This is a genomic window from Streptomyces sp. NPDC048473 (genome assembly GCF_043200155.1).
Taxonomy (GTDB): Bacteria; Actinomycetota; Actinomycetes; order Streptomycetales; family Streptomycetaceae; genus Streptomyces.
The window spans coordinates 67542-82556 of sequence record NZ_JBICXE010000029.1; the positions used below are offsets into that span (position 1 = coordinate 67542).

Here is a 15015-nt window from a genome sequence, read left to right on the forward strand (position 1 = left end):
GGGGGTCTATGCAGGTCACTGTGCCAGCTCCAGCGCCGACTTGGACCGGGCGGTAGCCTTGGCCAGCTCGTCGTGCGGATCGGCGTTCTTGCGGGTCAGGACGGCCTGGACGGCGGTGTCGAGCGCCCCGTACAGGTCCTGTGCGGCGACCGGGGGCTCCACCTGGTAGCGCAGTGCGCCGATGTCTTCCACGTACGGCGCGAAGTTCTTCGCCGGGATGTTGGAGTGCTTGTCGATCGCGGTATTCACGGGGTCGGACACCGCTGGAATGTAGAACGGCAGCGTGGGCAGGCCGACAGCCAGTTTGTCTGCGGCGTTTGCGACAGCCAGCTTCTCGGCTGCCGCCGGGTCGTAAGCAGGCTTCAGATAGAAGTAGTCGATCCACTTCACGGCCGCGGCCCGCTGCGCGGAGGTCGCCTTGGCGCTGACGACGGCCGTCAGCCCGCCCAACAGGGTCGTTGCCTTGGTCCCGGTCGCGGCCTGCTGCGGGATCGCTGCCATGCCGAAGTCGGCAGGCTTACCGGAGTATTGCGTGATGTACCGGTTGTAGCTGTAGGCGGTGCCGATCATCATGCCGATCTTGCCGGCGGCGAAGTCGCGCTCGGCGTCCTGCTGGGTGAACAACTGATTGGCACCCATCGAGTCGTCCTGCCAGCGCATCGCGGACAGCTGCTTCAGGGCGCTCTCGGCCGGGCCGTCCTGCAGCGCCGACACATACGTGGAGCCCTGCTTCTTCTCCATCCGGCCGCCGTAGGAGTAGGTCATGGCGGTCAGGATCCAGCCGCCGGTGTTCTTCACGGTCATCTGCGTGTACCCGGTCGCGCCCGTGGCGGCGATCTCCTTGGCGTCTGCCCTGACCTCGTCCCAGGTGGTCGGCGGCTTGTCGGGGTCCAGACCGGCCTTGGTGAACAGCGCCCGGTTGTAGACCAGGCCGAGGCCGTACTCGGTGACCGGGAGGCCGTACACCCTGTCGTCGCCACCGGTGGCCGGTGCAAGCGCGCGCTGGTCGAAGTCCTTGGCGTGCGGCAGGCTCTTGATCTCGCTGCTGAGGTCGGCTATCTGCCGCCGCGTGATGAGGCCAGGTGGCTCGGTGAGCGGCACGGTCAGCACCGTCTCGGCGTTGCCGCCGGCCAGCCTGGCCGCGAACGTCCGTGCGTCCCACTGCGTGTCGGTGGGCTTGATCTTGATTGTGGGGTTGGCCTTCTCGAACGCCGCGACCGCGTCGAGGAACTGCTGCCGAGTCTTGGGCGCCGTTGTAGCAGGCATTCCGGCCACGGTGATCGTGGTCTTTCCGGAGTCTGCACCGGACGACCCGGAGGCACAGCTGGCTGTCGTGGCCGTGAGCGTGACCGCGAGCGCACAGGCGCCCACCATCGCTCTGCGTCGACGCTGGTTCATAGGAGTTGGAACGGTCACAACCACTGGTATCCCCTTTGACCTAATGCGGATTAGGAGGCATCTAATGCGGATTAGGCGGGGGTGTCAAGGGTGTGACCGACATGTAACGCAGCGCGGCGAACCGGATACGGCGCAGGCCCCCGCAGCGACCTTGACGCCCCGGTTCCCCTCCGAGTAGACATCTCCCTAATCCGCATTAGGTCACCCGCACTCCCACAGGGAAGAAGACCCTCATGCCGCATGACCACAGGTCAGATCCAGCCATCCCCCGCCGCCGCTTCCTCGGCACCACCCTCGGCGGAGCGGTCGCGGCCGGCCTCGCCGGAGCGGTGCTGCCTGCCGGGGCTGCCCGCGCGGATACCGCCGCCGTTGTCTCCGCCGACGGCATCACGCTGGCCGCGAACGTCGACGGCAGCGTCTCCGTCCTCGACGGCGGCGGGGTCGAGCGCATCCGACTCACCGGGTTCATGGCCAAGGACAGCGTCGTCGGCATCCAGCGGACAACCGGTGGAAAGCCCTCACTCGTCACGCTCGACGACGGCAGACAGGCCATCCAGGTCGACTACACCCTGCCCGCGGCGGCCCAGGCAATCACGATCCGCGGCCTGTTCGACGTGACACCGCACCGGGCGCATCTGAGCTGGCAGGTCGGCGGCTCGGCGACCCTGCTCCCGGCCGGTTTCATGTTCGGACGTACCGTGCTCGCCCCTTCCGAACCCGAGTCACTCGCCGCGTTGACGACGTGGAACCGGGACGCCGGCGGTGGCATACCGTACGAGACCAATGACGGCGTGGTGTACCAGGAGACCTGGGCCGACGCCCGGGCGTACTTCCGGCTCGCCGCGACGACTCCGGCCTGGACCAACGCCACCTGGATCCACGCGCCCGGCGCGGCGACCGCCGACGGCGCTGCGACTGAGGCCGATCTGGTGCTCGGCTCCATGCGCCCTGCAGCCGGCGGCACGATGGGCGCGGGCCGTGCGCTCGGGGTCGAGGTCTGGACCGACCAGCCGTTCTCCGTCTGGGACGGGGGCGGCCTGCCGATGCCCCTGCACGCCGAGGTGGCCAACGGCGGAACCACCGACCGCGCGGTGCGCCTGTCCTGGTGGGCACGGGACTTCGACGGCCGACTGCTCGGCCGCGGCAGCGTCGACGGCACGGTCGCGGCGGGCGCCGCCTGGAACCGGACGTTCACGATCACCTCGCCACCGCGCGGAATCGTGTTCACCGAGGTGACCGCCACCTCGGGAACGGACAAGGCGTTCGCCCGCACCAACCTCGCGGTGCTGCCACCGCACGACTACAAGGCAGGCGCCGACAGCATGTTCGGCATCGCCAACTATCCGTGGCTCCTCAAGCCCGACACCGCCTCGGTCGTGGGCCTGATGCAACGGCTGGGCATCCAGCGGGTCCGGATCGCCTACGACGGCGGGCCCGGCCTCCCCCCGGCGACCCTCGACGCGGCGGGCATCAACCACAACATCGAACTCGCGGGCATCCCCCTGGGCGGTACGGCCACCGAGGTCGCCGCGTGGGCCGACACGAACACCCAGAAGGCGATCGGCTCCAGCGCGGACTGGTTCGAGGTCGCCAACGAGGTCAACAAGCCGTGGATGACCGGCCAGACCGCCGCCGCCTACGTCAGCGACGGGCTGCGGCCGGTACGCGACCGGCTGACCGCCGCCAGGGCCACCACCAAAGTCCTCAACGCGGGCCTGGCAGGCATGGACTACGTATGGACGGAGAACTTCCACGACGCCGGCGGCTGGGACCTCATCGACGGATTCGCGTTCCACCCCGGCCGGGGCAACTTCACCCCCGACTACGCGCCATCGCCGCAGGAGTGGACCCAGGGCACCAACGGCACGTACTGGAACTTCCTCGGCGGGCTCCGCAAAGCACGTGAAGTGATCGAGGAGTACGGCGAGAAGGAGCTGTGGCTGACTGAGGCGTACGCCTGCACCAAGCCCAACAGCTGGTGGCACGACACCTACCGGCACGCCGCCGAGAACGTACTGCTCAGCCTTGCCCTCGCCAAGGCCGAAGGGGTGCGCTGCGTCAACTGGTACCAACTGCACGACAGTGTCCTGGGGAAACCGCAGATGGCCGACCCCGCCAACCCCGAGTACCACTACGGACTCATGAACCGCGACACCAGTGCCAAGCCGTCCATGCTGGCCTACGCCACCGCCGCCCAGGTCCTGGACGAGGCGACATTCACGCGATGGCTGGACCTGGCCGATCCCGACCTCAAGGGGCTCCTGTTCAGCACGCCGGACGGCCCGGTCTCGATCCTGTGGAGCCGCAAGGACGGCTATGTGCTCAACGCCGACCACCAGAGCGACTCCACATGGTTCGCAGCTCCTGAGCCCTGGGTCGACGACTGGCGGACCAAGACCCAGCTGAGCGTGACCGCCGTCGGCCATACGGTCCGCGAGCTGGACTGCCTCGGCCGGGAACGGCTGCTCACTGCCCGCCAAGGCCGGGTCAGGCTCCAGCTGGACGGCGCGCCCCGCGTCTACTACGGACTGACCGGCGCCCCCGACGCCTGAGCTACGGCCGCTTCCGTCGGCTTCGGTCGGCTTCCATCGGTTGATGACAGCCGCGACCCACACCCCGTACGACCTCGACACCTAGAGACCTGCGTGCCCGACCTGTCCGCTCCCGATGTGGTGTGCATGGGCGAGACCATGGCGATGCACAGCCCCCCGGACTACCGCCCATTGGCCGTGCAGCCTGCCCTGACGCTGTCCGTGGGCAGGGCGGAGTCCAACGCCGCCTGTGGACTGGCCGCCCTCGGACACCGCGCCGCGTGGCTGGGGCCTGGTCGGCGCCGATCCGTTCGGCCAGCGCGTCCTCGCCGACCTCGCGGCCCGGGGCGTCGACGTGAGCGCCGTACGAGTGGACCCCGGCCGGCGGACCGGCGTCTACTTCAAAGACCCCGGCCCAGACCGGACCGGGGTGCACTACTACCGCCAGGACTTAGCGGCCACCCGGAGGCGGCCGGAAGCCACAGGATCGCCCGTTTTGTATGTGTACGGCCCGATGGGTGAGCATCGGGCTTCGTCGGCCTTCACGAGCGGCGGTACGTTGCGAGGGACGAGAGAAGAGTTCACATGGACTCCCGCACAGCGCGCCTGCGGCGCAAACTGGCCCAGATCCCGTTCCAGCCGCTGCGCAGCCACTCCTTCGGCGAAGAACGCCACACATTCCAACTCAGCCCCCGGCTCACCCGAGCAAAGGGGCTCTTCGTAGATGAGCCTGGGTGAGCTGCTTTTCAGGCAGCCGAACCGTCGCAGATGGGTCACCTTCACCGGGCACTTCAGCGGGCGGGTCTATTCCCCGCCGGCAACGCGTCGTGCAGCTGGTCTCGACCCGCCTACTCACTTTGAGGCGACCGCTCTGGCCACGGGGCCGCGCCAAGTGCCGCGGGAGAATCCGAGCGCGATCCGTCAGCGACACCGGCGGGCGTTGAGCCGGGCGGCCTGGCGCGTCAGGTGGTCGCGCTCGGCGAGGTTGGGTGCCTTTTGCGCCGCCTCGGCGTACAGCCGTGCCGCCGTCGCCAGGTCGCCGTCGCGCTCGTGGAGGTACGCCGCCACCGCGGTGTGGCGGGGCAGGGAGTCGTTTAGCGCCGCGAGCGCCGCCAGGCCGGCGCGCGGTCCGTCGGCCTCGCCGACGGCCACCGCGCGGTTGAGCCGGACGACCGGGCTGTCGGTCAGGCGCGTGAGCTCGTCGTACCACTCGACGATCTGCACCCAGTCGGTCTCCTCGGCGGTGGGCGCGTCGGCGTGGAGTGCCGCGATGGCGGCCTGGGCCTGGAACTCGCCCAGCCGGTCGCGGGCGAGGGCCGCCTGCAGGATCCCGACGCCCTCGGCGATCGACTCGGTGTCCCACCGGCCGCGGTCCTGCTCGGCGAGCGGCACCAGGCTGCCGTCGGGCGCGGTCCGGGCGGCGCGCCGGGCGTGGTGGAGCAGCATGAGGGCGAGCAGCCCCGCCGCCTCGGGTTGGTCGATCGCGGCCGCGAGCTGCCGGGTGAGCCGGATGGCCTCGGCGGCGAGGTCGACGTCGCCGGAGTAGCCCTCGTTGAAGACCAGGTAGAGGACGCGCAGCACGGTGGCGACGTCGCCGGGCTGGTCGAATCGCACGTCGGAGACGGTTCGCTTGGCCCGGCTGATGCGTTGCGCCATGGTCGCCTCGGGCACCAGGTAGGCATGGGCGATCTGGCGGGTGGTCAGCCCGCCGACGGCGCGCAGTGTGAGCGCGACCGCGGACGATGGCGTCAGCGACGGGTGGGCGCACAGGAAGTAGAGCTGGAGCGTGTCGTCCACCACGGGCGCGGGCCCGGGCGCCGGCTCCTCGTCGACGAGGTCCTCACGCCGGCGGCGGGCGGCGTCCGCCCTGGTCGCGTCGAGGAACCGGCGCCAGGCCACGGTGATCAGCCAGCCCTTCGGATCCCGCGGCGGGTCGGCCGGCCAGCCGCGCAGTGCCTCGACGAGTGCGTCCTGCACGGCGTCCTCGGCCGCCGCGAAGTCGGCTCCGCGGCGGACGAGGATCCCGAGCACGCTCGGTGTGAGGCTCCGGAGCAGGACCTCGTTCATCGATGAGGTCACTCCGTGACGGTGCACTGCCCGGCCAGGAACGGGCGCAGCTCGAGCCACTCGTGGATCGGCTTCCCGCCCGCCCCAGGGGCGGCCGACAGTTCCCCGGCCAGCTCGAGGGCCCGCTCGTGGCTGTCGACGTCGATCACCATCCAGCCGGCGATGAGGTCCTTGGTCTCGGCGAAGGGGCCGTCGGTGACCGGTGGGCGGCCCTCGCCGTCGTACCGCACGAACGTGCCCTCGGGGGCGAGCGCCTGGCTGTCGACGAACTCACCGGTCTCCTCGAGGCGGGCCGCGAAGTCGCGCATGTACTGCACGTGGGCCGAGATCTCCTCGGGCGTCCACTGCTCCATCGGCACGTCGTTGACCGAAGCCGGCGCGCCGCGGTAGTGCTTGAGCAGCAAGTACTTGGCCATCGTGTTTCTCCTCGGTACTGGTGCGGCCCATTCTGGCCGCGTTCACTACAGGGACGGAGCCAGCCACGGGTTCTCGACATCGCCGCCCGTTTTTTTGGCTCTCGTGGATGAGCCCGGGTGAGCCGCCTCGCGGTGTCCGGGTCCACGCCGTGGCGCGAGGGCGAGACGGAGCGAGGCCTTCCAAGATCAGCAGCGACCAAGCAACTGAATCAAGAGAAGGCCTCGCGTGCGTCACTGTATGTGTGCTCCTGGCGCGTCGTGGTGAGCTCGGACCGATGAGTTGTTCAGCGTGGAGGGCATGCACGTCCTCGACGTCACCCGCGATCCCAACGTTGGCGGTGGACAGGGTCTGGTGGTGCTGGACGTCGAGTCCGACGCCGATCTGACCGGCTGCCCGGACTGCGGGGTGGTCGCGGTCGGCCACGGCCGGCACGTCCAGTCCCTGCACGACGCCCCGCCCTTCGGCACACCGGTGCGGGTGCGGTGGCGCAAGCGGATCTGGCGCCACCCCGAACCCCTGGTGACGGCTGACTGCGTCATCGCTCCCGGTGGCCTGCGGATCCGGGACACCGCCACCGGAGTCACAGCATCGCCTGGATGCTGCTTCGGTCTGAAGAACTGGCGAGACTGGCTTGATCTGATGAACAGCGAAGAGCCGTGGCTCGGCCACGATCCCGCGCCGCACGTCGAGCGCGTCGGGGCGATCGTCCGGCTGTGGCCTGATGGGGATCATCCGGAAGGGCTCCCCATCGATTACGACAACCACAAGTCCCACCGCAAGCGCCGCCGTCTGCCCATCGCTGCAGCCACCGCCGCGCTGATCACCAAACAGCAGGTCGCGGTACGCACACGGTTCCCCGATACCCCAGCCGGAGACCTGGTCCTGCTGCCCACCCAGATGCGCGACCCCCACGGCGCCGAGCCCATCAGCGAGAGCCTGATCGCCACGTGGCACCGCACGTGGGTCACCGGCCTCCCAGACTTCCACCTCACGGTCACCGTCGACGCCGCTGTCCGTCGCACGACGGAGCAGATCCTGTTCGACAAGGCCCGGATCTTCCTCTACGCCTACCGGCACAGCTACGCCCAGCGCCACGCCGACGCCGGAGTCGCTCCCGACGTCCTCAAAGAACTGATGGACCACCGCCAGCTCAGCACGACCCAGGGCTACTACCGCGTCGGCGAGAAGCGGCGTCGCGAGGCGGTCGACCGGGTTACCGCGATGCAGTTCGACCGGCACGGCAACAGGATCTGGCGCCAGGCCCAGCTCCTCCTGGACTCCGGGTACGCCCGCCGCTCCATCGGCGAAGTCGCGGTGCCCCACGGTCTGTGCACGGAACCCTCCAACGTGGCCGCCGGCGGCCACGACTGCCCGTCCGATTCCGCTGCGTGGGGTGCAGCCACTTTCGCACCGACGTCTCCTACCTCCCTGACCTGGAGACCTACCTCGCGGACCTGCTGCGAAGCCGCGAACGCCTCGCCGCGTTCGCCGCCGACGCCTGGGCCACCACCGAAGCCATGCCGCCCGATGAGGAGATCACCCGCGTACGGCACCTGATCCGTCGGGTCCGCGGCGACCTGGACGACCTCACCGACGAGGATCGCTCTCAGATTCGGGAGGCTGTCGCCGTCGTGCGCCCGCACGCGCCGTGTCGTGTCACTGGGCGTGCCCCGCATCGCCCCGAACCTGTCCGAGCTCCGTCCCGAAAGGTCCGCAGGATGACCCACCACCCCATGAACGAAGGGAAACGGGCCGACTCCGCCCGACGCCGCGAACGGGTCCTCACGGCCCTCGACAATGCCGTCAAGGCGGGCGGAGACATCACCGTCTCCGGACTCGCCCGCGCCGCACGGGTCGATCGCACTTTCCTCTACCGCCACCGCGATTTACTCGAACGCATCCATGCCGCCGCCCGCACGCCGGCCGACGCAGGCGGGCAGATGACAGCAGTGAGCCGGGCATCTCTGCAAGCCGACCTGGCCAACTCCCTGGAACGCAACAAACGCCTGACCGTCCGAGTCCGCCAGCTGGAGACCTGGCTGTCGCAAGTCCTGGGGGAAGCGGTCTGGGCCGAATCAGGTCTCGGAGCAACCCCTGGTCATCGCTGACCTGCTCGGCATCCACCCCAAGACAGCCGAACGCTGGGCCACGCTCGCCGGCGAGAACTGGTCCGAATACGTGTCAGCGCTGACGTTGAAGGATCCCTGAAAGCGGTTCAGGCAAGATTTTCGTGATGAGTGACGGGCAGTAATCCGGATCACGCGAGGATGACTCCTGCCCAGAGTGCCCTGCCTACGCGCACCGCGCCGATGAAGCACCCGGCTCCGTCTGCATTCCGGTCGTCACCGGCACCCGCCAGGCCAGCAACTCCCGGCCGAGATGGCCGCCCATGCGGCCGACCGCACTTCGCCGACGCCCGGCAGAGCGTCGAACGGCCGCGCGGATTCCTGGGTCGGCGGCGACTTGGCGGATGGACTCAGGAGGTGCCAACGCGTACGGCGGTCGCTGCCAGGGTGGTGTAGTTCATTGTGAAGCGTCCGCCCAGGGAGTCGATGGCGTCCCCAACCGCGTCCAGTATCTCGGCCAGCTGGTCGGGACGGAGTTGGGTGAGGCCGCCGGTGGTGGGTAGGAGGTTCAGCCATTGGTCGCGCGTGTAGGACTGCTCCCAGTCGAATCGCCACTGTTCGGGAGCGTTGAACTGTTCGGTCCCGCGGATTTTGTCGGCGAACTTCGCGTATGCCGCCTGGTAGAGGCCGAGCGGACGTCGGGCCGGTTGGTCGTTGAGCGGGGAATCAGGCGCCGCTCGCCAGAACTCAGGGTGCGGCTATGCGTGCGCCTCGTCTGGTTCTCCGCTGGGTCCCGCAGCTGCAGCTCCCTGTCGAGATTTGGTTCGCGTGCCCCAGCGTTCAAGCGATGGGCCGACGGCGCCCACAGCGGCGAAGAACGCGCCGAGGAGCAGCCAGCCGGCCGTGCCCAGTCCGAGCACGACGGTGGTGAGGATGGCGGGGGCGAGCGCCTGGCCTGCGCTGAAGCCAAGCCCGAGAAGCCCTTGGTACTGGCCTTGGGCATGGTCTGGTGCCAGGCCGAAGCCAAGGGCGAAGCCGGCCGAGGACTCCCATATCTCCCCGAGGCTGTGGACGAAGATAGCTGCGACCACGAGGCCGGCGGCCGCCCACACGGGAGCGTGCGCGGTCAGGGCCATCATCGGACAGCTGAGGAGGAAGAGCAGTCCTGCCGTGCGGAACGCTTTGCCGCCATCGCGAGGGGATTCGATGCGGGATCCGATTCTGGTCTGCAATAGGACGCAGACTCCAGCATTGATCGCGGATACCGCGGCCACGGTCCAGCGCGGTGCGTTTGTGTGCTCTGAGATCCATATAGGCAGAAGCAGGGACACCACCGGGTATTGCAGCCCCATCGCACCATAGAGGGCTGTGAAGGTCACGAACGGACGGTCGGTGAGAGCGATCCAGCGGCGCTGCTGCGACGGTGGCGCCAATGCCCTGTAGTTGGGGAGCAAGAACAGGAGGAGGGCGCACAGTGCAAAGCTGGCCGCGTTGCCGAGAATCAGCACGATGTAGGCAGTACGAGTATTCGCTGTAACCGCAAATCCGGCACCCACGGTTCCCAGGACGACGCCCAAATTGACGTAGGTACGGAGCTTTGCTCTAAACGGCGCTGGGCGGTCAGTACCGACCCGGACCACGAGGGCTCCCCAGGCTGCGCCGCCAGCGGCTGCGGCAAGCCGGTCAACGGTAGCGATGACCGTGAGGGCAGTCCAGCTCTCGACAAGTACGAGAGCGGACATCGCCACTGCTTGAACCGTCAAAGCGAGCATCATGATCGTGCGCGGTCCACGTCGATCGGCCAGGTGACCTCCCGGTATCCCCGCGAGTAGGCCGATCAAGCCGGCGACAGTGAGGGCGGCACCCACCTGCACTGCCGGTAGATCCACGACCAACGTGAAGTAGAGCGCCGCCGCCGTGTTGAAGAGCCCATTGCCGACTCGGTTCACGAAGCTGGCCAGGATCAATACACGCTCTGACCTGTTGCCCCCCGCTATGTGAGCTATTCGGCTTCGGCCGGGCGATCTTCCCTTGATCATGGGCGCAGGCTAGCAGCGGTCGCACACACCGTCAGTGGTGCGAAGTTGCTGGCCGTCCACGACACCACCTCCGTGCCCTTCAAGATCCAGGATGGGGCACTTCGTTGCTCGGCAACCAGGTGATCCATTTGCTCGGCCAGCGATCTGAGGAAGGCAGGGAAGCCCCTCCGGTGAGTCCCGGGCGCCGAATACCGCGACTCTCCAATATCGACGCTTCACCAGTGGCACGCGGACACCGAGGACGCCCTGGCGGTGGGCTTCACGGGACCACGTCTCCGGCCATACCACCTGGCCCTGGTGGTCGGGGACGAGAGCGGGCCGGTCCGACTGTCGGCCCGTCCGGAGCCCGTCCTCGCGGCGCGTATCGGGTCCGTTCTGACCAGTGCGGAGATGGTGGGGGAGCGGCGGGCAGAAGGGGAGACGTACACGAGGGTGGAGACCGACCTGGTGGTGGAGGTGCTGGCCGGGTCTGGGCGGCACGGGACGTTGACCGTGATCCGGATGCGGTGAGGGTCAGCGGCGGCCGTTGCGGATCTGGTAGATCCAGGTCAGGAGGCGCTGCGTTTCTTCGCAGCCGTCTTCCTGACCGTGCCTTTCTTCGCGGCCGCCGTCTTCTTTGCCGTGGTCTTCTTCCCGGCCGTCTTCTTGCGGGGCCGCATTTCGTGCACGGTCGCGTCCTCGTCGTGCTCACCGCGCGCCTCCTTGGCCGCCACCACGGAGGCGTTCAGGGCGGCCATCAGGTCCACGACCTTGCCCGGTTCCCGCTACTCTCCCTCGGCCGGCTCGGCGAGCTCCTTGCCCTCCGACTTCGCCGCGATCAGTTCCTCCAGGGCGTCACGGTACTGGTCCCGGAATCCGGAGATGTCGTCCATGGCCATGGTGTCGGTGAGCTGGACAGTGCGCTCGATCTCGTCGTCGTCCAGGTCGGTGGCCTTGGGTGTGAGGGATTCGGGGCTGCGGATCTCGTCCGGCCACCGCATCGAGTCCAGCACGATGGCGCCCTCACGTACCCGCAGCAAGCCGAGGCGCTCGCGGTTGTGCCACGCGAATTTGGCGACGGCGACTTTGTCGGAGCGCTCCAGGGCCTTGCGGAGCAGGGTGTAAGGCTTGGCGGCGATCTGTCCGCCGATCGCGAGGTAGTAGCTGTCGCCCTTCCGGTTGCGGCCACTGTTTGAACGTGACCGTTGACCACTTTGCTGCGGGGTTAGGGCGGTGAGGATCGCGGCGAGGTCGTCGGGAAGCAGACACAAAGCAAGACCTGTTCGACCGCGCCTCCTCGTGACTCCTGAACGACTGAATCCGCTCGCCAGCCACAGGAGAGATCAGAACGGGGGTTTGTTCACAGACGCTCACGCGTCCAGTTGCGCGCGAATGAGCGTGTCGAGTCGCTGCCACGCCGGGGACGAGGCATTGACCGTGCCCTGGATGAGGGCGGGGATCTCGGAGCCTGCATCCAACTCGGGCCGCTCGTCAGGTCCGTAGCGGTCCCGGGTCGCGTCGACGATCCGGCGTGCGAGGCCGTCGACGCGGGGATCGTCGACGTCGAGGTCGTGAGCGTGGTCGTAGTCGAGGAAGAGCTGCCGTAGCGCCGGGTCGTCCAGGATCTCGGCCTGGTCGCGGAACAGGGTGATCGCGCGGTCTGGATGGGTGGCGAACACGAGGATCCACAGGTCGCGTTGCAGGTCCACCCATCGAGGTGTGAATCCCCAGCCAGCCAGGTGCTCCAGATAGTCACCGACCTCGGTAAGCAGCGGTGCCAGATGCCCGGCGGCGAGCTGGCGCAGGCGCCCCTGCGCTGCCCGCAGACCACGGATGCGGGCGGTGAGCTCGTCGTCGATCTCGCGCAGCGCCTGCCGGAACTCCTCGTCGGTCGCAGATCTCAGGTCCCGGATACGGGCCAGGGGAACGCCGGCTTCGGCGAGGGTGCGGATTTTAATCAGGTCGATGGCGTCGTTCGCGCTGTACCGCCGGTAGCCCGACGCATCGCGGTCGGGCTCCGGGAGCAGGCCCTTGTCGTGGTAGACGCGAATGGTCTTGGTCGACACTCCGATGTACGTGGCCAGCTGCCCGATGGTGATCACTCGGTCATCGTCCCACTTGACCTTTCCCCTGGGGCAGGGTCGCAACATGGCGTCATGGAGAAGACGAATATCGATCGGGAGACCCTGCGCGAGCTGGCCGACGAGGGCAACGAGACAGCTCTGGACCGGCTGGCCGACCTCGCCGACGAAGCGGGCGCCCTCAGCGAGCTGAGCGAGCTGTTGGACGAGGGGTCCATGCGCGCCGGCTTCCTGCTCACTCGACGCGCGGCCGAAACCGGCGACCTGCGCGAGCTGCAACGGATCTCTGACGCCGGATACGAGGAGGCCGGGAAGGAGCTGGACCGGCTGCTGAAGGCAGCGGTCGACGGGCATGGGATTTGAGGTCCGACCGGCCACTGCGGCGGCGCTTCAGGCCGCTGGATTCGCCCCGCCGTACCCGATACGAGGACGGCCGTCCGAAGACCAATCCTGAATTCAAGGGAGTCCGAGCTATTGGGTGTGTGGTCGGCGGCCTTGGGCTCCGATGCGCGTGACGCCAGTGACGGCTTCGAGCTGTTGCCGCAGGCGCTGGTTGTCCAGTGTGACCTGCAGGTTGCAGCGAGCGTGAGATGTGCGGTCAGTTCCCTGTTGCGTCGCTTCAGCTTGGCGTTCCTGGCAACGAGCAGGTCGTAGTGGCTGGTTGGGGTGCCGACTTCGGGCGGGCTGGACCGGGCGGCTTCTGCGATGTCCCGGGCGATGTCGGGGAAGTGGCGGCGGAAGGTGGTGTTGCTCAGCCCGCACTCGCGGGCCAGGGCGAGGACAGTGGGGCGCTTGCCAGTCTCGGCGGCCTGCAGCCGCAGCCGGGTCAGGGCCGCGCGGACCTGCGCCGCCGTTGGGGGGTCGATCCGGCGGGTCACTCGGGCTCCTGAGATGTGGTGGCGAGGAAGTCTTCGATCTGGTGCTTGCGCTGGACCAGCCGGTGCTGCAGCAGAGGCGGCAGCGGCGGCGTTGCGGTCAGCCCCTGGTCGAGGAGTTCGACCTCCCGCCGCCAGGCGTCGACGTTTTCCCTGGTGAGGGCGACGTTGCGGCAGGCCAGTGGCTGGCACTGGGGGTGGTCGCCGAGTCCTTCGAAGGTTCCTTGGTGGGCTCGTTCGCAAAGGGCCTTGGCCGGGTCGTGGACGTAGGTGATGTAGGTGCCGGGATAGATCGCGGGGTCGTCCCGGTTCATGATCCGTCGGAGTCTGCGGTCGTCGAGGGCGACGGTGCCCTGGAGGCGGGTTCGCTGTCCGAAGTCCTCCAGTCGGCGGGCTGCCTCGGCGGCTGCCGGGCCGGCCAGGTGGGTGTGCTCGTGGGCGTCGATGACGGCCAGGAGGTGTTCGCCGCGGGCGAGGGCTTGTTCGCTTTCGACTTCGGCCCTGAAGCCGGAGTCGCTGGTGCCGGCGTATCCCTCGAAGACCTGGATGCTGTGGTGGCGGTATTGGAGCGCTCCGGCGATGGTCCCGCCGGGGCGGCGGGCGATGAACCGGGCCAGGGTGCGGCGGAACTGGGCCGTGTGCAGTTTGAAGGGGCGGCCGTTGAGCACGGGGATGGCGTCGTGGCGTCCATGGGTGTCGCAGTAGCGGTTCACCCAGGCGGCGAAGTGGTTGAGGTTGTCGTTCGTCCGGCCGGTGGTCATGGCGGCATGGCGGCGTCCCTTGTGGCCGCCGGGGCCATGGTCGAGACGGTTGAAGAGGTGCTCGACGTCGGGCGGCTGGAGCATCTCGAGCACGGTGATCGCGCGGGCGACGGGTTCGCCGACGTTCCAGATCGCCTTCACTCCGCGGGGATCGTCCTCGCCTTGAACGACAGGCTGGTGACTTTCCATCGGTAGGGACTTCCGGTGCTGTCTCTTGGTGAGCAGGCAGCCCCTGGCGAGGGCTTTGACTACTGGCGGGAGGGGGTTATTCCGACCGTGCACTATTCCCCTTCGGGGGACCGGCTGAGCTGGAAAGCTGAAGGGTCCTGGTCTCAGCCGGGATCGGTGGCGATCAAGCCCGCCGTCGGTGGGTGGGGTCCTCTGTGCGAGTGCCCGAGGCAGTCTGCGTGGGGCTGGCGGCCACCAGCAGTGCGGCGAGCACGACGGGGGCGGCTGTCTGGTACCCGATCCACACCTCACCCCCGGCGCTGCTGCCCTGCCACGCCATCAGGAGGCCGGCAAGGGCCGCCAGCACCCAGCCGCTGTCGTAGGCAACCATGAGTCGCGTGTAAGTGCGCATCGGGCGGCTCCGTACATGTCCGATCTCGATCCCACCACCGATCAGTAAGGCCACGCCAGAGACAACCATCAGCCAGGCGGGCACGCCGAGCAGATGACCGAGTGGGGCAGCGCCGACGATGTAGACAGCAGCGAGCAACACCTTGAAGACGCCATCGGCGATGATTCCCACCGTCCAGCGTGTCACTGGCGGTGTCGCGACCTGGGCCATGAGCGTTCCTC

The 15015-nt window shown here is 68.4% G+C and carries 13 protein-coding genes and 3 pseudogenes; 7 read left to right on the forward strand and 9 right to left on the reverse strand.

Annotated elements, in window-relative coordinates; all coding sequences use genetic code 11:
• Positions 1-15: 15 nt before the first annotated feature.
• Entirely contained in the window at positions 16-1266 is a 1251-nt protein-coding gene (locus tag ACGFU7_RS33940) for an extracellular solute-binding protein (RefSeq protein WP_393701026.1), read from the reverse strand.
• 365 nt (positions 1267-1631) lie between these two features.
• On the opposite strand from ACGFU7_RS33940, the gene ACGFU7_RS33945 reads away from it, so the two are divergent.
• The 3 genes and pseudogenes from ACGFU7_RS33945 to ACGFU7_RS33955 all read left to right on the forward strand — a co-directional run bounded on the left by ACGFU7_RS33945 (position 1632) and on the right by ACGFU7_RS33955 (position 4667).
• Entirely contained in the window at positions 1632-3950 is a 2319-nt protein-coding gene (locus tag ACGFU7_RS33945; protein WP_393701028.1) for a hypothetical protein, read from the forward strand.
• A gap of 229 nt (positions 3951-4179) precedes the next feature.
• A pseudogene (locus tag ACGFU7_RS33950) lies at positions 4180-4338 on the forward strand (PfkB family carbohydrate kinase); the annotation flags it as partial.
• Between the two features lie 176 nt (positions 4339-4514).
• The gene (locus ACGFU7_RS33955) at positions 4515-4667 is read left to right on the forward strand and encodes a hypothetical protein (RefSeq protein ID WP_393701093.1); all 153 of its coding nucleotides are present in this window, start codon (positions 4515-4517) and stop codon (positions 4665-4667) included.
• A 183-nt stretch (positions 4668-4850) separates the two neighbouring features.
• Here the strand turns inward: ACGFU7_RS33955 and ACGFU7_RS33960 are convergent, their stop codons facing one another.
• Both ACGFU7_RS33960 and ACGFU7_RS33965 read right to left on the reverse strand, forming a co-directional pair.
• Positions 4851-5996 carry an RNA polymerase sigma factor gene (locus tag ACGFU7_RS33960; RefSeq protein WP_393701091.1) on the reverse strand — a complete coding sequence of 382 codons (1146 nt, stop codon included), beginning with the start codon at positions 5994-5996 and terminating at the stop codon, positions 4851-4853.
• A gap of 8 nt (positions 5997-6004) precedes the next feature.
• Positions 6005-6412, reverse strand: coding sequence for a YciI family protein (locus ACGFU7_RS33965; RefSeq protein WP_393701030.1), 408 nt, complete (start codon positions 6410-6412; stop codon positions 6005-6007).
• A 298-nt stretch (positions 6413-6710) separates the two neighbouring features.
• Here ACGFU7_RS33965 and ACGFU7_RS33970 point away from each other — a divergent pair, with 298 nt between their 5' ends.
• Positions 6711-7970 carry a hypothetical protein gene (locus ACGFU7_RS33970; RefSeq protein WP_393701031.1) on the forward strand — a complete coding sequence of 420 codons (1260 nt, stop codon included), beginning with the start codon at positions 6711-6713 and terminating at the stop codon, positions 7968-7970.
• Between the two features lie 176 nt (positions 7971-8146).
• A complete protein-coding gene (locus tag ACGFU7_RS33975; protein WP_393701033.1) occupies positions 8147-8521 on the forward strand; it encodes a DUF6262 family protein in 375 nt (124 codons plus the stop codon).
• Positions 8522-8889: 368 nt separating this feature from the next.
• Here the strand turns inward: ACGFU7_RS33975 and ACGFU7_RS33980 are convergent.
• A pseudogene (locus ACGFU7_RS33980) lies at positions 8890-9219 on the reverse strand (SAM-dependent methyltransferase); the annotation flags it as partial.
• An 18-nt stretch (positions 9220-9237) separates the two neighbouring features.
• Positions 9238-10446, reverse strand: a complete 1209-nt coding sequence (locus ACGFU7_RS33985) for an MFS transporter (protein WP_393701035.1) — start codon at positions 10444-10446, stop codon at positions 9238-9240.
• A gap of 324 nt (positions 10447-10770) precedes the next feature.
• Between ACGFU7_RS33985 and ACGFU7_RS33990 the strand changes: the two genes are divergently transcribed.
• Entirely contained in the window at positions 10771-11028 is a 258-nt protein-coding gene (locus ACGFU7_RS33990) for a hypothetical protein (protein ID WP_393701037.1), read from the forward strand.
• A 38-nt stretch (positions 11029-11066) separates the two neighbouring features.
• Here ACGFU7_RS33990 and ACGFU7_RS33995 read toward each other — a convergent pair.
• Both ACGFU7_RS33995 and ACGFU7_RS34000 read right to left on the reverse strand, forming a co-directional pair.
• Positions 11067-11675, reverse strand: a pseudogene (locus tag ACGFU7_RS33995) (Ku protein); the annotation flags it as partial.
• A 192-nt stretch (positions 11676-11867) separates the two neighbouring features.
• Entirely contained in the window at positions 11868-12599 is a 732-nt protein-coding gene (locus ACGFU7_RS34000) for a MerR family transcriptional regulator (RefSeq protein WP_393701039.1), read from the reverse strand.
• A 54-nt stretch (positions 12600-12653) separates the two neighbouring features.
• Here ACGFU7_RS34000 and ACGFU7_RS34005 point away from each other — a divergent pair, with 54 nt between their 5' ends.
• Positions 12654-12941, forward strand: coding sequence for a hypothetical protein (locus ACGFU7_RS34005; RefSeq protein ID WP_393701041.1), 288 nt, complete (start codon positions 12654-12656; stop codon positions 12939-12941).
• Positions 12942-13452: 511 nt separating this feature from the next.
• Here the strand turns inward: ACGFU7_RS34005 and ACGFU7_RS34010 are convergent.
• Positions 13453-14355 (reverse strand): hypothetical protein, encoded by a 903-nt coding sequence (locus tag ACGFU7_RS34010; RefSeq protein WP_393701042.1) that lies wholly within the window; start codon positions 14353-14355, stop codon positions 13453-13455.
• A gap of 211 nt (positions 14356-14566) precedes the next feature.
• The gene (locus ACGFU7_RS34015; protein ID WP_393701044.1) at positions 14567-15004 is read right to left on the reverse strand and encodes a hypothetical protein; all 438 of its coding nucleotides are present in this window, start codon (positions 15002-15004) and stop codon (positions 14567-14569) included.
• Between the last annotated feature and the right edge of the window lie 11 nt (positions 15005-15015).

What these genes read in the sequence shown, in the direction of transcription:
- ACGFU7_RS33940 (WP_393701026.1), bottom strand. Translation starts at nt 1,266, where the DNA reads ATGCCTGCTACAACGGCGCCCAAGACTCGGCAGCAGTTCCTCGACGCG.
- ACGFU7_RS33945 (WP_393701028.1), top strand. Translation starts at nt 1,632, where the DNA reads ATGCCGCATGACCACAGGTCAGATCCAGCCATCCCCCGCCGCCGCTTC.
- ACGFU7_RS33955 (WP_393701093.1), top strand. Translation starts at nt 4,515, where the DNA reads ATGGACTCCCGCACAGCGCGCCTGCGGCGCAAACTGGCCCAGATCCCG.
- ACGFU7_RS33960 (WP_393701091.1), bottom strand. Translation starts at nt 5,996, where the DNA reads ATGAACGAGGTCCTGCTCCGGAGCCTCACACCGAGCGTGCTCGGGATC.
- ACGFU7_RS33965 (WP_393701030.1), bottom strand. Translation starts at nt 6,412, where the DNA reads ATGGCCAAGTACTTGCTGCTCAAGCACTACCGCGGCGCGCCGGCTTCG.
- ACGFU7_RS33970 (WP_393701031.1), top strand. Translation starts at nt 6,711, where the DNA reads ATGCACGTCCTCGACGTCACCCGCGATCCCAACGTTGGCGGTGGACAG.
- ACGFU7_RS33975 (WP_393701033.1), top strand. Translation starts at nt 8,147, where the DNA reads ATGAACGAAGGGAAACGGGCCGACTCCGCCCGACGCCGCGAACGGGTC.
- ACGFU7_RS34005 (WP_393701041.1), top strand. Translation starts at nt 12,654, where the DNA reads ATGGAGAAGACGAATATCGATCGGGAGACCCTGCGCGAGCTGGCCGAC.
- ACGFU7_RS34015 (WP_393701044.1), bottom strand. Translation starts at nt 15,004, where the DNA reads ATGGCCCAGGTCGCGACACCGCCAGTGACACGCTGGACGGTGGGAATC.